The following is an 18,497-nucleotide window of genomic DNA, read 5'->3' as shown; positions in this document are numbered from 1 at the left end:
AACGGTCGGACGGTAGATGTAGATGCGGACCGGGATTACCGCGCAGCACATCATCTTAGACAATCTTGATGTCGCCCTGACCGCCGGAAGGGAAAGGCCGCCCATTCCTGCGGGGTGCTGGCGCCGCAGATTTTCCCGTTGACTCTGTGGTCGGAATATGGTTCTGAGTGGTTCCATGACTACGCAACCAGGTATCCGAACGACCAAACGACGTACCAACGTCCTTTCGGACCATTTTAGGTCATTCGCAAAAATCGGCGTCCGTTTGTCGTCCTGAACGTTGTGCTGTGCGGGCTGTTGGTGACGGGTTTCACTTTGCTGATTCTTTTCCCAAAACTGAGCTCCGAGCGGGTGAAGGGGCTCGTCGAGGACGGCACGTCAGACCAAATCTCGCCGCTTCTCGGTGACGTCTGGATCTTCGCGCTGGCAATTGTCGTCAACAACGCAAGGCACGTCGGCGCCGTGATCGTCTTACCCTTCCTTGTCGTGCCGTTTTCCGTCCGTGCATATTTCGGCTACAAAGTGGCCATGATCGGCTTGACCCTCTCCTCAAGTGGATCGGACCTCTGGGGCGCGATGCTTCCCCATCTGTTGACGGTAGTCGTCGAGATCGAGGCCTATGTGATCCTCGGCATCGGCGCCTACGTGCTCGGTCGGTCCTGAGTCTTCCCCCGAACCGTCGGTGCTTCCTACCACCGACGGGGCTACCGCCGTGGACTCCAGAAGTTCGGCTGATTGATCCTGCCCGCTTTCGTGTTCCTTGTCATCGGCGCGCTCTAGGAGGCGTTCACGTTGATCCACGTCATCCTGTCTCAGCTCGGCGAACTCGCCGTACAGCAGGATCTGGAAAGGAAGTAAACAGTGACGCACTGTGCAATTGGCCGCACCGGCGAACCTCTCGTTCGCGCCGATGATGATTAGGGCCTTAAGCCTCGCCCGCCCGTGCCCAAGTGCCTGCGCTGTCAGGCGCCTTGGATCGAGCTGGGCACAGTGTACGGCTCGCGTATTGCCTCGGAGATGGCTTGCTGTGCATCGTAGTCGCGCCTTCGTCGGCCGACACGCGGATCGACGGACCACGGGCGGTCAGGGAATCGCCAGTTCCTGCTCTCGATGACACTTCTGTGGGCCGCGCGCTCTCGTGTGGCTTCGCGTCCACCCAATTCACCCGTTCAAGCCGGTGCCGGGCCGGACTGATCGCCCATTTCCGGAAGGCACGCGACCACGCCATCGAATTAACACAATGACCCCGCCGCTCTCGTTGGGGCGAGGGCGGCGGGGTTGTGATGCCAGAGCTTGTTACTGCGAGCAGCGCGACCCTTCCTCAGGCAGCACCAACCATTTCCGAAGTGCAGCCGTGGAGATCGGATAGGCGGCTCCCTGCCCTAGTTTGCCCGGGGAGCCGGCTAGTGCGGTGTTGATCTCATAGGTGTAGGCGAACGTGGAGGAACTTAGCCAGCAGACACAAGCACCTTGGCACCGGTTGCGCTGCGCTTCTTGCTCTCGATCAGCCAAACCATGCCTACTACTGCGACGTTCATCACCATGAGGATGACGAGCGACGCTCCAGGACCGGAGCCGGAGGCGCGGTCGACTACGGTCGCGTTGTTGCCCGCGAACAGGGCATTGATGATGCTGACAAGGACGTTATTTGAGACGTGGAATGCCATCGCGGCTTCGAGCCCGCCGCTGATCAGGCCCATTGACACAGTGCAAGCCGTGAAAACGAACATGTAGGTGACAAACCACGGGTCGAATGACACATGAACGAGGGCGAACAATGCTCCCGAAAGGACGATGCCAAGGAGGATCGCGGGGCGCACACTGCGAAACCACGACCCGGCCGCCGGAACGACTGCCCCTCTGAACGCGACTTCCTCGCCTGCGGCCTGTATCGGAGTGGCCACCAATGTCACGAGAATGATGACAATCGTGGTGGCTCCAACCTCGAAGTTGCCCCAACCTGTCGATGCGGGAGCGATAAGGGTAGTGGCGATCACACTGAGTCCGACTGGCACCGCTGAAGCAGCGAAATAGATCCCAAGACGCCGCCAATCAAACTTGCGGTTGTGGCTAAAGACGCTCCGCCACGAAATCTTTGCCAACCGGGCTACTAGCACCGTTGCGATGAGCGCCGTGATGGCCGTGCTGATTCCTGACGCAAGTAATGTCAACGGCGTAAGTCGAGGCTTCAGCGGATCCGCAGGACCTTCAATCATTGCGACCGCTTGGAAAACTAGGACCTGCACCAGTAGCAACAACAGAGGCACAGCGATGAGAACGATAAGCGACTTCCACCGGGGGAGACGGAAGTGGACCCCGAAGGGTCGGTCGGCAGGGCGGGGCGAAGCGGGCTGGTCATATCTGTCTCCTGGAAGAAATTGTGATCGCGCACCGGCAGGCCACGCGCGTCTCGTCTCTCACGAGTGCACACCATGTCCTTACAACATGGTCAAGCCAAGAATCTTGCCGCCTGCGGAACACATCACCCCTCCTACAAAAATCCAGACCCACCAGATCAAGGGAGACATCACAGATCGCGTCTTCATTTCGTCGCATGCAGCCTTAGGAGTTGTAAACCGGACGACTCATCCCTGCGTCGGTGCCAATGAAGTCGACGGATCCGGGTTCACGCACCAGCGTGCGACAGCCCGGTGAGGATCGTCTCAAGGCTTTCGGGGTCGAGCCGTGTGCCCGGCTCGTTGAATCCGCTGCCTGGCGACGCGGCGATTTCAGCGAGAGTGCGCAGATCTTCTTTGAACACGTGATTCGCGTTGGGCGGAAAAGAGAAGGTTATGTGGGTCATTCCAGCAGCGGCCTCTTGGAGAGGGGTACCGTCGGCGTGCATGTCTACCTAAACGTCTTTCGCACCGATCAATACCAGGACGGGAATCTGTACCTTCGCGAGCGAATCACTTGCGGACTCGATCCACAGCTCGCGGGCGAACGGGAGATTCGCCGGCGCCTCGAACCCGGCAAGCACCATCTTTATGCTGTCCGGCAAGCTCGAGTCAGGGTTCATCTGTTACCCGGCCGCGTAGCGAGCGGCGGCCTCCTTCACCTGGGTCATGAGGTCGGGGTTGCCGGGATTCTGGGCGGCCTGGAGCGCTAGCTGCGACAGCGACACTTCCGGTATCGGGCGGCCAGGTGGCCCAGCGAGGACGATCCCGGCGAAGGGGACGTCTTGGGGAGTTGTCGCGTAATGGAGCACGTGAAGGGTTCCTTCGCTATGACCGAGCCCGAAGATCCTCGAGGTATCCACGCAGGCCTGCTGGGAGAGCGTCGCGATGGCCGCGACCAGCTCGTTCAAATGCGACTGCATACTCATCCTCCCGATGAGCTTCTCGGCGTTCTCCATTGCGTGTATGCCGGACGCCCGCTTGTCGTAGCGAAGAGAGGCGATGCCTGCATCAGCGAACGCCTCCGCGATGAGTCGGCCGCTTCCATTGCTGCCGGGTACCAGTGGCGAACACCAATCGCGGTCGGTCGTACCGCTGCCGGCGACAAGGACCACTGCCGAGAACGGCCCATCACCGGCAGGGCACACCAACGTGCCCTCCATCGTGATGCCGTCCAGCGTCCACGTCAGATCAAAAGAGTTTGTCATGTGTGCGGTTCCATTCTTTCGGCTGGCCCCGTCGCAGCGACGCCGACGGGGCGGTGAACGCGGTGGACGGAACGCCTCAGCTCGACCGGCGGGCGGCGTTGATCATGTCCACCTGTCCGAGGGGATTGACGACGGTGAGGACGAGCCGGTCGAAGCGTTGGGCAGCGTCAAGCTCGACGACGATGGCCTTTTCCAACCCGACGGTATTCCAGAACTGTCGCTTGCCGTTCGTGTAGAAGGTGCCCGCCACTTTGCGTGGAAGGTGCAGGCCGGGGAAACGGATGCCTTGGGGATCATCAATTACGGTCGGGTCGAAAAAAGCTCCACTCACCTGTGTCAGCGGAATCTCAATACGGCGGGTGAACGACCACAGCCTGTCCAGGCCCCGAGGCTCGACCACCAGTTGGTCGTCGGCAATGGTCAGTCGGTTGCCGCTCACGTCCGGTTCCCTCCGGCGCGAGCCCAGACTGCCTCGTCGATCGATGCCGGCTCTGCTTCGACCGCGGTCTGCGCGGTCGCCGGGCGGCGGAACTGACCAGTGGCGACGAGGACGATGACAAGAGCGAGCGGGACGATCCACCCGCTCCATCCCAACACGGTCGCCTGCGTAGTATCGATGTGCTCGCCCGCCATGGAAAAGATCAGGATGGTGCCGGCAGCCCCGTTGAACGCTGCGTGGGCAAGTGCCGCGGGCCACACCGAATTGGAGCGCAGCCGCAGCCAGCCGAAGACCGCACCAATCAGGATGCACATGCCGACCATCATGGTGAGGCCGAGCCAGCCCGGCGCGTCGGGATAGTTGTATCCGAGGAGGATCATCGGCGCGTGCCAGAGCCCCCAGACGACGCCTGAGATCATGATCGCCGGAACCGTTCCGAGCGGCATGAGCTTGGGGAGAAGCCAGCCTCGCCAGCCGAGTTCTTCTCCGAGTGCCGGAATGAGGTTGAGGACCGCCGCCACGGGGAGCATGAGCAGCTGGATAGCAACAAGCGTGCCGAGATCCATCGTCAACTCGCCCGTACCCGCAGCTTGTGCCCGTTCGGCGAGGTCCTGCTCAAATCCCGAGAAGTTCACGAAGTCGGCCGGATACACCCCCAGCAGCGCACCAACAGGTAACGAGACAAGAACGAGCCCGATGGGCACGAAGATTCCCAAGAGGGAGTATTTGACCAGCCGGCGCACGGGCCTCAGCGGCCAGAGCCCGAGCAGCCTGGCTTTCTGTCGATCCCGGTCGACGAAGAACACCATGATCAGCGCCGCGACCGCGGGAGAGGCCATAGTCGCGACCGCGATGATCCCGATCGTGGCTGTCGGGCTGTCGAGTCCGTCGCCGAACCAGAGCGGGAGCGCGATGAGCCACGCGAGCACAAAAGCGATCGACAGGAAAATGACAATTGAGCGGATGTCGCGGCGACTTAATCGAAAACGTGCTGGGGCGTCGATCGGGGAAGCTATTCCGGAGACATGGTCGCTCATGTCGTCTGCTCCGGGAGGATGTGCAGACCAGCAATGGTCCGGTCGTCTCGGAATGCGATTCGCGCCGTGTAGTCGCCCGCCTCCATGGAGAGCGGTGTATTGGTGACTGTCACATCGCTGGCTCGCGAGACAACCGGTTCTCCCTGGCCTTCGAACTCTCCGGACAAGCCCACGATCTGCGACCAGGCCGCCGCCAGGGCCTCCTCCGACAGGCCGTCACGCATGGCTGGGTCGAATCGTTCGGTGATGTGCTCCCATCGACCGGCTGCAAGTTCTTGGACGACCGATCGGGCCAGTTCGGCGGCGTCGTTGAGAGGTGTGGTGTTCATGACTTCTCCTGTTCGTGGGTCAATCGGTTTTCCGTAGCGTTGAAATGCCGCTTGCCGGCTCACGCCAAGAGCGTCGCCAATTGCCTGCCAGGTAGCGCCGCGCTCACGCGACTGCTGGACAACGGCACGAACGATGTCTTCTGCCGCGACCCGAATTTTGAGCGAGTACCCGATCGCACCGGCAAAGTCGTCGGTGTCTGTCAGAACGCGGGCTGCAAGGAATGCGTCTGCGTGCCGCTTGAGTTCCTGCATGGCTTGCGTCAAGTTGTTTTGCATCTGTCAAACGTAGCTTTACAGTGCTCGTTTAAGCAACAGCATGTCGCATAATGAACACGCGGGGTTGACCCGGTGCCGGTTGGGTGGCCTTCTAGCGGGATGGGAAGGCGTGCGTTCGACCGACGGCGACGATCAGAGCAGTAAGCGCGGACAGCCCAATCATGGCGACGGGGAGCGCTGCCGGTCCGCTGTCGTCCACGAGGAGCGCACCGATCGCTCCTCCGCCGAAGATGGCCAGATTGAAGGCTGTTGTGAGCATCGCGTTTGCAATGTCCACGCTCTCGCTAGCAGCATCGCCGATCGCCGTCTGAAGCTGTGTCGCGGCGCCACCGAATGCCACGCCCCACAGGGCTATGGCGAGGATCGTCACTGGGAGCGATGCCGGGAAAATGAGCAACAGTGAACCTGCGATGACGAAAGTCGCCGTACTCGCGAGGGCGAGGCGTCGAAGTGAACGGTCGATGAGGGCGCCCGTGATCCAGATGCCGACCAATGCGGCGATTCCGAAGGCGAAGAGGGCGGCGTCAGGGCGGAGGTCGACCCCCACGCCGTCGAGGTACGGTGCGATGTACGTGTACAGCAGGTTGTGGGCGAGCATCCAGGCGAACACCACACCGAGCACCACGGCCACGCCCGGGATCAGGAGCACGCGCCCGAGGCTGAGCCGAGTGTCTGATCGTTGTCCTGGCGCGTTCGGCACGAATGCGAGCACCAAGAGAACGACGACCACGGTGAGTGCGGAGACGCCGACGAAGGACCATCGCCAGCCGACCATCGAACCGAGCCAAGCGCCGAGTGGCGTCCCGATGGAAAGCGCGAGCGGGGTGCCGGCCATGGCGATCGCGAGGGCGCGGCCGGCATGTTCGGGGGTGACGATGCGACGTGCGTACCCCGCCAGCATGCCCCAGATCAGTCCGGAGAACGCCCCGGCGATGAAGCGCGCAACAAGCGCGGTCACGAGAGTCGGCGCGATCGCTGTGAGCGTGTTCGCGAGCAAGAAGCCGAGCAGCCCGATGACGAGCAGCGGCTTGCGGGATACGCCCCGCGTCATCGCGATCGTGGGGATGGCCGCGATGACAGTACCGAGTGCGTAAGCGGTGATGAGCTGCCCGGCGGTGCCATCACTGACCTCGAACTCGGCGGCGACCTGGGGGAGTAGCCCGGCGGGAAGCGTTTCCGTCATGATGATGATGAATCCCGAGAGGGCCATCAGGACGAGAGCAAGAATGGGCAGTCGATTTTTGTGGTCCAACTCTATCGAGGCGGTGGTTCTGGGTAGTGAAACGGACACTGGTATCTCTCCTCGATTTACGGAATGAACGTTCCTATATTGATCGACAAGTTGTGATGTGTCAAACTGGAACGAACGATCCGAAAGGGCTGAGATGGCACAAAAGGGACGACCGAGGACCTTCGTAGAACACGAGGTGCTCGACGCCGCAATGCGGGTGTTTTGGCGACACGGTTATGAAGCGTCGTCGATCACGGAACTTCGCGCGCAGACCGGTCTCTCGGCGGCGAGCCTCTACGGCGCCTTCGGGTCTAAGGAGGGCCTGTTCGAGCGTGCGATCGAGCACTATATCGCCGGTCCGGGAGGGGTAAGTGAGCTCGTTGGCGACCTGACACTCGACCCGCTCGATGCGCTCGGCCAGATGCTTCACGGGACGATAGCGATGCAGTCGGACCCCGCGTATCCGGGAGGTTGTCTCGTCGCGTTGTCGGCCACCGTCGGTGCGGGCGGAGACGATGACGTCGCGGCCCGGAAAACTGTCGCCGCACGCCGCGCGGAGGACCGTTCAGGCATTGAGGCGTGCATCCGTCGAGGTGTCGATAACGGCGCAGTCCGTGCCGATCTCGATCCTGCGATATCGGCGATCATGGTGCACTCCTTTGTGTTGGGTGTCTCCACGCAACTGCTCGATGGTGTGCCGCCCGCCGCGCTTCATACCGCTGCCGATCTGCTCCTCACCGGCCTCTAAAGAGCAATCTGACCCCTCTGGCGGGAATATGGTTGTGACTGGTGATGATGAGCTTTCGACGCGGCCGGCCGGGCACCTGGACAGGTTCCCCTGAAGCGCCGGGCCGGCTCGTCCTTGTCTTGCAGCTGATGCCCTGAGCTGCCGCGGCTCGTCGCCCCTCGTGGAGGGACGGCACCAGACAGCTACAGCAGGAGCTGCTGGAGCGGGTAGACGAAGTACCGAAGTGAATACGCCTCCCACACCGCGCCGATGATAAGCAATGCGAGCGCGGGCAGCGCCAGAAGACCGAGCTGCTTCAGGCCCTGAAGGTAGCCTCTGCGCCGATTCGGCGCTCCGACACTGCGGGGGAACAGCCAATTACTCCCGAGGCGGTACGTGCCGAGCGCCACGATCACGTAGGCCTGGAGTTCGATGACGAAGGTGAGGGAATGGGGAATGAGCGATACCCATCCTTCTGGCGTGCCCGGCGCAAGTGTTATGCCCGTCTGGACCGCCCAGTATCCGAAGAACGCGAGCCCGGCGAAGGGAACGACAAGCGACGGCAGCACGATGGTCAGCAGGCTCAGTTGGAAGACGTTCACGGCGAGGATCACCAGGGCGAACAGCGGTGGGATATTGATCAGCCAAACCACCATCGCCTCGGTACCGTTTTCCTGCAAGCCCGTGACCTTCGCCACACTGAGCGCGGGAAAGGCGAGTCCGATCAGGAACCCGATGATGGCCAAGCCGTACGTGGCCAGGTTGATGATGAGATAGGCACGCTTGTTCTCGCGGATGATCTTCAGAGGGCGCCGCCAGAGCGGCGGACGTGAAGTGAGTTCTTTCGAAGTCCGTAGTGATGTCATGCGTCCCATCACACTCCAGCATTCAGCGCGCGTGCAGTGGTCAGACGTCATCAGATGATGTGACACTGCGTCACTACCGCCGGCACTTCGCTGACGCGATCGTTGAGTTCATGAAAATCCTCGATTTGGCGCTGAACGCACTCATTGTTCTCGGCGCAACCGTCTTCCTGGCCTATGTCGGCTACTACTACTTCGACTTCGGTCTCTTCATGACCCTTCCGGCAAGCATCGTGGACATATTCCTCGGGAACGGGGCGTTACAGTACATAGGACTTGGGCTCGGCGTCGCGGCAATGCTCGCGAAACGCCCCGTCGGCCGCGAGATCAAGCGGCAGGACGCCGAGAACCGGAGCTAGCCATCGACCACAACGCAAGCGGCGAAGCTCCAATCATCGCGCGAATGCGTCGCGTGGCGATGGTCACGGCTGTCGCCGCCATTGCGCCGCCGAGCATCATCGGTATCGTGCTCACGTCGACCTCGTGGTCCGAGGGATTGATGGTCGTTCTCGGGTTCCTGGTCACCCTCGCTCTGCTGCGCAAGTGGAGCCTGGAGGGGTACCCGCGTCTGGCGATCCTTGCGTTCATGTTCACTACGGCCTCGTGGATCATCGGGGCGCTGACGGCCTCGAGCCCGATCGGTTTCGTGCCGATGGCGCTCATCGGCGCGCTTCTGCTCGCGCGAGCACGAAGACGGCGATTATGGATCGCGGTTTTCGCGCTCGCGGTCGCGACGATCGGGGCGAGCTCCTTCGTCTTCCACCCCGCCACGTGGGCGCTCGCCGCCTTGTACCTCGCGGTCCCGACTTTCGGCACGCTCTTTGTCGTGGCGGTCATCTTGCTCAGTGAGCAGGCCTGGCAGGTCGTGCGGCGGCTTGAACGCGCGCAGGAAACAGAGGCTGAGCTCGCAGTCGCGCGCGAGCGGATGCGCTTCACGGGTGACCTCCACGATATCCAGGGTCATTCGCTGCATGTCATCAAGCTCAAAGCAGCACTCGGCCGACGCGTGGCTCACACCGATCCCGACCGGGCTGAGCTGGAGTTCTCCGAGATCCGCCGTCTCGTCGACGAGACGATCGTGGAGACGAGAGCGCTGACCTATGCGCGCTATGAGCTGAATATGGTGGCCGAACTCGAGAACGCCAGGCGGCTCGTCGAGGCTGCGGGTGTGGCCGTTCAGGTGAGATTCGACGACGCCGGCGAGAGCTCCGCGCATCCCTTGTTGGCACAGGTGCTCCGGGAGGCCACCACGAATCTGCTTCGCCATGCGCGTCCGACCATCGTGAGGATAACCGCATCGCGGAGGTCCTTGGAAGTCGCCAACGACGGCGCAGTCGATACCGGCGACTCCCCGCTGAGAGGGCTTGCGCACCTGCGGGATCGCGTGGAGAGCGCGGGCGGCGCACTGTGGGTCGAGCGCTCGCCGGACCGGTTCGTCGTATCCGCTCGGATCGATCCCGACAGCGGAAACAGTGAGACCGGGGGCAGTCAATGAGCGAGTCGGATGCCATCAGGATCGTCCTGGCCGATGACGAGCTGCTGCTGCGGGTGGCCCTTTCGGCGCTCCTCACGCTCGACGGCACCATCGACGTCGTGGCGCAGGCGGGCAACGGCGAGGAGTCCGTGACCGCAACGCTTCAGCATCACCCGGATGTACTTGTCATTGATCTCGAGATGCCTGAGATGGACGGCCTGGAGGCCGTCGCCTCGATCATGTCGACACGTCCCGAGCAACGCGTGCTGATGCTCACCCGGCACGCGCGACAGGGTGTCCTCCGGCGAGCGCTCAAGCTTGGCGTGCTTGGGTTCATGAGTAAGGGCGCTGATCCGGAGGAGATCGCCGAGGCTATCCACAAGGTGAACGAGGGCCAGCGCTGGATCGCTCACGACGTCCTGGAGGCCTCGGTCGTCGACGACTCACCTTTGACCGAACGCGAGGCCGATGTCCTACGGGAGACGCGCGAGGGGTACTCGGTCAGAGACATCGCCAGGCGATTGCACCTCGCGCCTGGCACCGTTCGAAATTACCTCTCCTACGCCACTCAGAAGACCGCGACCTCAACACGGCACGACGCTGCCAGGGCAGCCCGCGATCGCGGATGGCTGTGACCCTTTGGCGGCAAAGCTGGCTCCCGTGCGCCACGGGATCGGGAGCATCCCAACTTCACCGACCCGATGGCTCCTGCCCGAACCGGAGTCTTCACGCCCAACGGCGATTGAGACCGCGCTGCTTGAAAACTGCGAATAGCAACGAAATCACCCCAACGAAAGCTGGCGAAAAATGACACACCTAGATGCGATCACCACGCTCGAGACAGCGATCAACTCCCATGACGCCAACAGCATCGCCGCGTGCTTCTCTGCCGGCTATGTTTCCGAAACCCCTCATCACCCGTCTCGGAATTTCGAGGGTCGCGCAACCGTGCTGCGTAATTGGACCGCGATACTCGGCCGATTCCCAAATCTGACGGCGCGAGTTCTTCGTCGCGCGATCAATGGCGACGAAGTCTGGTCGGAATGGGAGATGGACGGCACCGCGGCCGACGGCACTTCGGCAGGAATCGTAGGCCCCGTAATCTGGCGCACCGATTCGAACGGCCTGGTGTCCTGGGCGCGGTTCTACCTCGAGGCTGCAACCGATGAGCCGATCAGGCCGTCCTGAACTACCACCCAATAGAAACGAGACGACATGCTCAGAGTGACGGGAACGATTCTTCTCGCCGTCGGCTTTCTGATGCTCGCCGGTGCGTGGGCCATCACCGACCCTTTCCCCACCGATGCGAATATCGGGGCCGGCGGGCTCATCCTGCTTGGCCTGCCTGCAGGAGGGGTCGGCATCTTGGTCTTGCTCGTCGACGGAATCCTCAGGCTGCGCGGGCGTGACGCGTGACCAAGCTTCGAGAACCTTGAAACCAACCCGCAGGAAGAAGCACACTCAATGCGCGCATGGATAGCAGACCAGTCAAGCCACGCAGGACTTTCTTTTCGCGAACGGTCCGATCCACCCCAACGTGAAGATGAAGCTCTCATCCAGGTAAAGGCATTTGCTCCGAACCCGGGAGATCTCGCGGCGCTCGCCACCGCGGAACCCGGATCAGTCCCCGGCTGGGACGGTGCCGGGACAGTGCTTCGTAGCGCGCAAAACGGGAGCGGGCCCGAGGAAGGCCAGTCCGTGATCTTCCTCGGGAGCCGCGGCGGCTGGGCTCAGATGCGGAGTGTTCCGACAGCGACGATCGCCGTGACACCGAACGGTGCAGACCCGGCGCTGATGAGCACGATCCCGGTCCCCGTCACCAGCGCTCTCCGCGCGCTTCGGGGGCTTGGATCGCTGCTCGGGCGGCGTCTGCTCGTGGTGGGTGCCAACAGCGCCGTGGGAGCGGCAGCCGTTCAGCTGGCGGCCAGATCCGGGGCGCACGTCGTCGCGATCGCGCGGGACCAGGCGGCCCACGAACGAATCAAGCAGCTCGGAGCGGCAGAGGTGCACGCGACGATGGACACAGTATCGGTGCCGGTCTTCGCAGCAGTGGACGTCGTGGGAGGACCGCATCTCGTCGCCGCGTATTCCTTGCTCGCGCCGTGAGGTACGGTCATTGCGCTGGGACATGCCGCCGGTCACGACGAGCACTTCCCGTTCGGCGCGTTCGTCGCCGGCTCGACCAACTTCGACAGATCGATCTCGACCTTCTTCCTCGGTAGTCAAAACGGGCTTGGGCCCGAAATGGAGTATCTGGCAGCCGAAGTCCACTCCGGTCGACACACGATCGGTGACCTCGATCAGAGGTCATGGACAGCCCTCGGACCATGGGTCGCCGACGGCGCTGCGCGGTCGACGAACCGGGTCGTCTTCCTGGTGGACTGATCCAGGACGCTCGGGTCATAGCCGACACGTTGCGTCAGCCGGAGGGGGCGTGAGATCGACAAGGTAAGCGACGACGACGGAGTCGATACACTCGTTTCCCGAGATCACTGACCCGTGCTGCGCCCCCTCAACGGTCAGCAGGCTTCCACCCAGCGTTTCGGCGAGGCTGATGCCACCCTGATGCGGAGTGACCGGGTCACCGGTCACGGACACTGTCAATGTTGGAGGCAGACCCTCGATATCGGTCGCGTAAGGGAAACCCAGCGTCGGCTCAACCGGCCAACCCTCACACAGGGCAGGCGCGACCTTCACAGGCGTCCCCGGGTCGAGGAAAGGGGCGGCGGCGAGTGCGGCGCCGACGAGCTCCGCCTGGCCCGCCGGGCTGAACCGGTCCTCGTCCAGGCAGTCGATGGCCACCGTCGCCTCCGCGGAATTGGCATAGCTGCCGTCGGAGGACCGTTCGTGGTACAGGTCTCTGAGCCAAAGAAGGGTGTCACCACGACCCGCAGCCAGTTCGGTGAGGCCCGCGATGACGAGCGGCCAGAAGTCTGCACTGTACAGCCCCATGACAACGCCGTCGTTGGCTGCCGTGTAGCTCAGCTCACGACCTTCGCCGGCTGGGAGCGGTGTCTCGAGGAGGGGACGCACGAGCTGCTGGTATGTCTGTGTCGCGGTGTCAGTGTGTGTGCCGAGCGGGCAGTCGCCCTGTGTCGCGCAGAATGCCGCGAGTGACTCGAAGCCGCGCTGCAGTCCCTCCCATTGCACGACGTTGCGCTCAAGAGTTCCCGTATGAGGGTCCATCGCACCGTCGAGTACCAGGGCTCGCACGTTCTCCGGGAACATTTCTGCGTACACGGCACCCAACCTGGTGCCGTAGCTCACCCCGACGTAACTGAGACTGTCGTCGCCGAAAACTTCCCGCAGAACATCCAAGTCCTGGGCCGCATCCCTCGTTCCCAGGTGCGCTAAGACGTCGACGCCGCCGACGCTGTCGTCGCAGGCGTCGACAAGAGGGCGCGAATCTGGCAGAGACAACAGACTCGCGGCCAACGCGTCATCGTCACGCTCTCCATCGGTGTAGCAGTCGATCGCCGGTGTGCTGGTGCCGGTTCCGCGTGGATCAAATCCGACGAGATCGAATTGCTCGGTGATAGGACTGTTCACCCACGCGTGCGCCACATCAGCCGCGTACCCGATCCCGGGTAGTCCGGGACCCCCAGGATTGATGAAGAGCGATCCGATCGGCTCCGTGCCTGTCGCGGGGATGCGGAAGACAGCGATTTGCGCGGTGCCCACGTCGGGGTTCTCATAGTCGATAGGAACATCGACGTGCCCGCACTCACCCGGAACGAGGACATCGCCAGTTAAGACGGGCGTCTCGCAGGGCTCGAGAGTGAGCTCTTGATTGTAAAAGCTCTCGAGCGATACCTGTGCTTCCTGCGGCTGAGGTGAGGGAACACACGCGCTCACCAGCAGCACCACCGGCACTATTACGGCGAGCGCACGGAGGCGATTTCGGACTAGACCTACTGGTCGGCAAAGAGTATTCCGTGACATAGAACGAGCAGACACTATGTGGACGGCACCGGGTCAAGTGCAGAGGTATCCGTACCAGGATCACCCAGCGCGGTAACCGGTGGCCCGCAGACCCTGGCGCTAGCGGATCGATCCGTTGTGTTGGAGCCAGAAGTCGATCGCTGCAGGCCGCGGTCGCGGGGACATAACGCTTCCGTCTGGCCCGAATTCCATGACGTCGTCGGAGCCTTGCGCAACTGTCGGCCAGGCGGGCAGGCCGGTTCCGTTCGGGTTGCCCGCGTGCACGAAATTGAGCCAGTACCCGCTCATCTGGTCGCGGAGTCTGTAGTCGGCCTCCTGGTACACGCTGTTGTTATCAGCACCAAGGTTGTCATACGCGTAGGCGACCTCGGCGCCGTGATACGCGCCGAACTTCTCGAGTCCCTTGTCCGGAGGTACGTGGGAGAAGTAGTACAGGTACGCGTCTTCACTGCCGGTATCGGTTTGTAGTTGCGCCCAGCGGAGCATCGCGCGGGTCATGACGCTGTCTGTCTGGGCTCTCAGAGACGAATCGAGGACCTGCTGCTCGGTATCGCCTGGGTAGAGCCCGAGGAAGCGCTCCGATTCATTGCCGTAGGTCTGTTGAACGGACGCCTGATATTCGGACACGCTGATCTGTGGCGGGCTTGCGAGGGCCAGCGACGCTTCGTCTGCGTTGCTTCCCACGAGAGTCGGAACATCCAGCTGCTCTCCCGAGGCGTAGATCTCCGCGGCTGCCTTTTCGAGTACGTACCCGTCGACGGAAGGCCGCCAGTGACCCGCAAGTGAGTCCGATGCATCCAGGATTTGCTCGACCGGCATTTCGCGCATGTCCTGCAGGGACGCGTTGCCGAGTGCCTGGCTCATGCGCTGCCCTGCGTCCTCCGCCGCCTCACGGGTATCGAACTGGTCGCCGGCTTCTGTGTCGCCAGTGCTGCCCAGGCACGCGCCGCTGCCGCCGATGATGCCGTCGACCAAACCTTCCGCAAGCGGTGTCGCTCCCAGAATGCACACGCTCTCGCCCCCTGCGGACTCTCCTGCGATGGTCACACGATCAGGGTCGCCTCCGAAGCCGGCGATGTTGTCTCGAATCCACTGCAGGGCGGCGATTTGGTCGAGAAGACCATAGTTGCCTGAGGCGCCATAGTGGGACTCGGCGGCGAGATCCGGATGCGACAGGAACCCGAGTACTCCCAACCGGTAGTCGATCGTGACGGTGATCACGTCGCCCCGAGAGGCCAGAGCTTCGCCATCGTACAGAGGCAGCGCACCGGATCCGGTGGCGAAGCCCCCGCCAGGAATGTAGACAAGGACTGGTCGCGGCGCCGAGGCGGATGCCGAACTGCGCCAGATATTGAGGGACAGGCTCTCCTCACTCACGGGATATGGGTTGAGGAACGTGTCCTCGAGCGGCATGTCGACGACCTGCGAGAGCGCTCGGGTGAGGAACCGGGACGTGCCTTGGACGGGTGCGGATGAGAATCGGTCCGCGGTGAAGACCTCCGTGCGTGCCGTGAGCGGCTCCGGAGCCCGCCAGCGCAGATCACCAACCGGAGGCTGGGCATAGGGGATCCCGGCGAAGATCTCCACCGCACGATCGTCGTTGGTCACACCACGAACGGGGCCGTTGTGTGTTGCAACAACGTCGGTGAGCAGCGGATCTGCGCCCCCGGCCTCGCGGACCATCGGCGACGGGTAGGCAAAGAGGGCAGTTGTGAAGACGATCACCGCGGTAAGCAGCCACGCGCCCACCTGAAGAAGAGCGTGGGCTCGAAGCCATCTTCGGGCAGCGGTGGCCGCAGCCACAATCATGACGCCCACCAACACCCAACCCCACCACGGGCTCCGATTGAGCCACAGAAGTACGACAGCGACGGCCGTGAGGGGGATGAGCGGCAACCGAAACCTCAACGTTCTGGCGAACCGTGAGCGCGCGCGCTCTCCAGAGCTCATCAGCGTGGCTTCGCCTGAGGTGCGACCGGTTTTCATGATGTGCTCTTGCCTTCCGATCGAGTGTCACCGACTGCCTGCACGCCTGACTTCGACTGAGGTTCGGAAGTCTGGTCTAGATCGAGCAGATGGCGGTGTCGATCATGCCGCGGAGACGGGCATCCGCTTCTACCGACGTGAGGTTCTGAGCGACCGCAATGGCGGCGGCGCGGCCGTCCTCAGTCGCTGCCACCCGGCTGACGGTGCCGGGCACGTCGCCGCCGTGGCCCCACGCGGTCGCCCCGCAGGAAAGCTCAAAGGAGATGAGCGCCAGCCCATAGGCGGCACCCTTCCAGCAGGTGGTCGCTGATGCCGCCGTCCATGTCGGGCAGCCCACTCGTGTGCTGCAGTAACTGACGGACGGTGATGTCGTGTCCACTTACCTGGGGGTGCCGGACGACTCCCGGAAGGTACGTCTCGACATCTGCGTCGAGAGAGATTGCGCCCTCGCCGACCAGTTGCATCACGAGTGCGGCGGTGAAGGATTTGGTATTGCTCCCGATCCTGATCTGGCTATCGGCCCGCACCTTGTCCGGCATGCCGAGCTCGATCACCCCGGAAGCGTAGGTGCGACCCTTCTCGTTGGAGGCGCGAACGGCGACTAAGCCTGCGGGCCATGCGTCGACGGCCATGGTGTGCGCGAGAGCAGCGCGCACTGGGTCGCGGGGGTGTCGTGTGTGGCGTGGCCCCAGACGGAAGGCCGGATAGGGCGAAGACCAGCGCGGATGCCGCGGCGATGGTGTGTGAGAGTTTCATGATTTCTCAATGAGAAGGTATGTGCTCAGCACAGGGTCAAGTGTTTGCGCTGCGTGGGGGTGAGCCGGGCATCGTCCCTCCCAAATTGAGAGGAACACCGTTCCGGTTTGTCGCTCACAAGCCGAGGAGCCCGAGGATGCCGGACGCTGCGATCGCGATGACACTCGTCCAGAGCACAATCGCCACGATCTGCCACAGCATGACCCAGCCTTTCGAGACGCCTGTGCTGACGAAAAACGCGGCCGTTAGCATCGTGGGGAGGGCGAGAGGGGCGAGGATGCTGGCGCCGGGGACTCCGAACCGGACCATCCAGCGACGGAGGCGGGCCCGGCCCTTCGAGCGTCCGTTCGGCTTCGCGTCGAGCGTGTCAGGCTCGTCTGCGGGCAGCTCATGCCCGCCGGCAGCGACTAATGCGGGCTTCGCCGCACGCCGCGTGACGACGCCTTCGCGGATCCGGGATCCCAAAAAGACCACGCCGAAGACGCACAGGATGTTGCCGGTCGCGCCTGCGATTGCGGCTACCACGGGGTTGATACCCGCGATAATGCCGAAGGCTGCAGCACCTTCGCCCTCGATATATGGGATCGCGCCGGCAACGGCGACGATCACGGGTTGGAGGATGTCGGGAACCTGCTCGATCAAGCTCCGAAGCCACTCGTAGGTGTCCATGTTGAACCTCTCTGGGGATCCCGATCCGGGCCGACCGTTCGGCCGACGCGTGAGATAGCTTTAGCAAAGACCATGTTCTTGCCACAGGGTCAAGCGAGCTCGACAACCCAGCGGAACCTTGACCCTGTGGCGGGAACATAGTTTTCAATGGTGATCACGAGCGCAGCCGATGCTGCCGGCCGCCGGCGAACGATCGGAGTCTGTGATGACGTGGAGCACGCGCGAGGTGGCGGAACTCGCCGGCACGACGGTGAACACGGTGAGGCATTACCACCAGGCGGGCATGCTCGAACAGCCCGAACGAACATCCAATGGGTACAAGCAGTACGGGCCTCGCCATCTGGTGAGGCTGCTGCAGATACGTCGGCTTCGCGACCTCGACGTGCCCCTCGCGCAGATCGAGTCGATGGATTTCGGCGGAGAGACACCGGCGACGGCTCTGCTGGCGGTTGACGCTGACCTGGCTGCGAGCATCAAGCGACTTACGCGTGCTCGCGCCGAGATCCGGGCGATCCTGGACGGCACTACAGCCACCGATGTGCCGTCAGGATTCGAACACCTTGCCGGCCGGTTGTCCAGCTCGGAGCGTGCCCTCATGCTCGTGATGTCGCAGCTCTACGACGAGTCGGCGATGGCCGACATGCAAAAGATGGTCGAGGCGGAGGCGGAGGATGCCGGCGTCGAATTCGATGCGCTGCCTCCCGACGCTGATGACGCCACCCGGCGAGAGCTCGCCGAGGCGCTCGCCCCGCAGCTCGCTCAAAACCTCGTCGACTATCGATGGCTGCTGGACCCGAAGGCGCATCTTCCCAAGGGTTCGCGGGTTGCTCAGGAGACACTTCTCGAGACCGCCGTGGAACTGTTCAGCGAGTCCCAGCTCGACGTCATCGCACGCGCGAGCGTCATCGCGACCGAGCTGGCCGCTGAGAGCGACAGCCCGACTTCAGATGGTTAAACAGATTCGACGCCACTCGAACGCGATGACCCCGCCGCTCTCGTGACGTTGAGGCTCTGGTTGCCACCCGCCTGACTCCCGAATGAAAGGTCACCTGCGTGGCACGGGGCCAAGACACTGCAACGAATTTCGCTGTCATCCGCGTCGCGACGGTCCTCGCAACTCGTCAGTTTGACTGTGTCCTAGGCACATAGAGTTCACTCGAGATC

The 18,497-nt window shown here is 62.9% G+C and carries 23 protein-coding genes; 10 read left to right on the top strand and 13 right to left on the bottom strand.

Annotated elements, in window-relative coordinates:
- Positions 1-315: 315 nt before the first annotated feature.
- A complete protein-coding gene (locus QMK31_RS02300; protein ID WP_283499320.1) occupies positions 316-663 on the top strand; it encodes a hypothetical protein in 348 nt (115 codons plus the stop codon).
- A gap of 785 nt (positions 664-1,448) precedes the next feature.
- Here the strand turns inward: QMK31_RS02300 and QMK31_RS02295 are convergent.
- From QMK31_RS02295 to QMK31_RS02265, 7 genes are all read right to left on the bottom strand, one after another.
- Entirely contained in the window at positions 1,449-2,216 is a 768-nt protein-coding gene (locus QMK31_RS02295) for a CPBP family intramembrane glutamic endopeptidase (RefSeq protein ID WP_283499319.1), read from the bottom strand.
- 410 nt (positions 2,217-2,626) lie between these two features.
- A complete protein-coding gene (locus tag QMK31_RS02290) occupies positions 2,627-2,803 on the bottom strand; it encodes a hypothetical protein (protein ID WP_283499318.1) in 177 nt (58 codons plus the stop codon).
- A gap of 219 nt (positions 2,804-3,022) precedes the next feature.
- Complete coding sequence (locus tag QMK31_RS02285; RefSeq protein WP_283499317.1) at positions 3,023-3,604, bottom strand: alpha/beta hydrolase family protein; 582 nt, start codon at positions 3,602-3,604, stop codon at positions 3,023-3,025.
- Between the two features lie 76 nt (positions 3,605-3,680).
- Positions 3,681-4,043 carry a hypothetical protein gene (locus QMK31_RS02280; RefSeq protein WP_283499316.1) on the bottom strand — a complete coding sequence of 121 codons (363 nt, stop codon included), beginning with the start codon at positions 4,041-4,043 and terminating at the stop codon, positions 3,681-3,683.
- The gene (locus tag QMK31_RS02275; RefSeq protein ID WP_283499315.1) at positions 4,040-5,080 is read right to left on the bottom strand and encodes a CPBP family intramembrane glutamic endopeptidase; all 1,041 of its coding nucleotides are present in this window, start codon (positions 5,078-5,080) and stop codon (positions 4,040-4,042) included. Before QMK31_RS02275 ends, QMK31_RS02280 begins: the two co-directional genes overlap by 4 nt.
- Positions 5,077-5,661, bottom strand: coding sequence for a DUF3887 domain-containing protein (locus QMK31_RS02270; protein ID WP_283499314.1), 585 nt, complete (start codon positions 5,659-5,661; stop codon positions 5,077-5,079). The genes QMK31_RS02275 and QMK31_RS02270 overlap by 4 nt, the downstream gene beginning before the upstream one ends.
- A 115-nt stretch (positions 5,662-5,776) precedes the next feature.
- Positions 5,777-6,976, bottom strand: a complete 1,200-nt coding sequence (locus tag QMK31_RS02265) for an MFS transporter (protein WP_283499313.1) — start codon at positions 6,974-6,976, stop codon at positions 5,777-5,779.
- A 136-nt stretch (positions 6,977-7,112) separates the two neighbouring features.
- Here QMK31_RS02265 and QMK31_RS02260 point away from each other — a divergent pair, with 136 nt between their 5' ends.
- The gene (locus QMK31_RS02260; RefSeq protein ID WP_283499312.1) at positions 7,113-7,664 is read left to right on the top strand and encodes a TetR/AcrR family transcriptional regulator; all 552 of its coding nucleotides are present in this window, start codon (positions 7,113-7,115) and stop codon (positions 7,662-7,664) included.
- Positions 7,665-7,846: 182 nt separating this feature from the next.
- Here QMK31_RS02260 and QMK31_RS02255 read toward each other — a convergent pair whose 3' ends face one another.
- Complete coding sequence (locus QMK31_RS02255; RefSeq protein WP_283499311.1) at positions 7,847-8,560, bottom strand: hypothetical protein; 714 nt, start codon at positions 8,558-8,560, stop codon at positions 7,847-7,849.
- Positions 8,561-8,619: 59 nt separating this feature from the next.
- Between QMK31_RS02255 and QMK31_RS02250 the strand changes: the two genes are divergently transcribed.
- From QMK31_RS02250 to QMK31_RS02220, 7 genes are all read left to right on the top strand, one after another.
- On the top strand, positions 8,620-8,865 hold the full coding sequence (locus QMK31_RS02250) for a hypothetical protein (protein WP_283499310.1): 246 nt from the start codon (positions 8,620-8,622) through the stop codon (positions 8,863-8,865).
- A gap of 59 nt (positions 8,866-8,924) precedes the next feature.
- A complete protein-coding gene (locus tag QMK31_RS02245) occupies positions 8,925-10,001 on the top strand; it encodes a sensor histidine kinase (protein WP_283499803.1) in 1,077 nt (358 codons plus the stop codon).
- The gene (locus QMK31_RS02240) at positions 9,998-10,615 is read left to right on the top strand and encodes a response regulator transcription factor (RefSeq protein ID WP_283499309.1); all 618 of its coding nucleotides are present in this window, start codon (positions 9,998-10,000) and stop codon (positions 10,613-10,615) included. Before QMK31_RS02245 ends, QMK31_RS02240 begins: the two co-directional genes overlap by 4 nt.
- 172 nt (positions 10,616-10,787) lie before the next feature.
- A complete protein-coding gene (locus QMK31_RS02235) occupies positions 10,788-11,168 on the top strand; it encodes a nuclear transport factor 2 family protein (RefSeq protein ID WP_283499308.1) in 381 nt (126 codons plus the stop codon).
- 27 nt (positions 11,169-11,195) lie between these two features.
- The gene (locus QMK31_RS02230) at positions 11,196-11,396 is read left to right on the top strand and encodes a hypothetical protein (RefSeq protein ID WP_283499307.1); all 201 of its coding nucleotides are present in this window, start codon (positions 11,196-11,198) and stop codon (positions 11,394-11,396) included.
- Between the two features lie 48 nt (positions 11,397-11,444).
- Positions 11,445-12,086, top strand: coding sequence for an alcohol dehydrogenase catalytic domain-containing protein (locus tag QMK31_RS17275; protein WP_502852264.1), 642 nt, complete (start codon positions 11,445-11,447; stop codon positions 12,084-12,086).
- A gap of 138 nt (positions 12,087-12,224) precedes the next feature.
- Entirely contained in the window at positions 12,225-12,365 is a 141-nt protein-coding gene (locus QMK31_RS02220; RefSeq protein ID WP_283499305.1) for a hypothetical protein, read from the top strand.
- Positions 12,366-12,380: 15 nt separating this feature from the next.
- Here QMK31_RS02220 and QMK31_RS02215 read toward each other — a convergent pair whose 3' ends face one another.
- The 5 genes from QMK31_RS02215 to QMK31_RS02195 all read right to left on the bottom strand — a co-directional run bounded on the left by QMK31_RS02215 (position 12,381) and on the right by QMK31_RS02195 (position 17,333).
- Positions 12,381-13,922: an alpha/beta hydrolase gene (locus tag QMK31_RS02215; protein ID WP_283499304.1), complete on the bottom strand. Its 1,542-nt coding sequence runs from the start codon at positions 13,920-13,922 to the stop codon at positions 12,381-12,383.
- 99 nt (positions 13,923-14,021) lie between these two features.
- Positions 14,022-15,818 carry a carboxylesterase family protein gene (locus QMK31_RS02210; RefSeq protein ID WP_283499303.1) on the bottom strand — a complete coding sequence of 599 codons (1,797 nt, stop codon included), beginning with the start codon at positions 15,816-15,818 and terminating at the stop codon, positions 14,022-14,024.
- A gap of 166 nt (positions 15,819-15,984) precedes the next feature.
- On the bottom strand, positions 15,985-16,122 hold the full coding sequence (locus QMK31_RS02205) for a hypothetical protein (protein WP_283499302.1): 138 nt from the start codon (positions 16,120-16,122) through the stop codon (positions 15,985-15,987).
- A gap of 40 nt (positions 16,123-16,162) precedes the next feature.
- Positions 16,163-16,564, bottom strand: coding sequence for a serine hydrolase domain-containing protein (locus QMK31_RS02200; RefSeq protein WP_283499301.1), 402 nt, complete (start codon positions 16,562-16,564; stop codon positions 16,163-16,165).
- A 214-nt stretch (positions 16,565-16,778) separates the two neighbouring features.
- Entirely contained in the window at positions 16,779-17,333 is a 555-nt protein-coding gene (locus QMK31_RS02195) for a small multidrug efflux protein (protein ID WP_283499300.1), read from the bottom strand.
- Between the two features lie 205 nt (positions 17,334-17,538).
- Between QMK31_RS02195 and QMK31_RS02190 the strand changes: the two genes are divergently transcribed.
- Positions 17,539-18,288, top strand: a complete 750-nt coding sequence (locus QMK31_RS02190) for a MerR family transcriptional regulator (RefSeq protein ID WP_283499299.1) — start codon at positions 17,539-17,541, stop codon at positions 18,286-18,288.
- Positions 18,289-18,497: the final 209 nt, after the last annotated feature.

It is taken from the genome of Cryobacterium sp. PH31-O1, assembly GCF_030063455.1.
GTDB lineage: Bacteria > Actinomycetota > Actinomycetes > Actinomycetales > Microbacteriaceae > Cryobacterium.
This window is presented reverse-complemented; position numbering and strand designations above follow the sequence as displayed.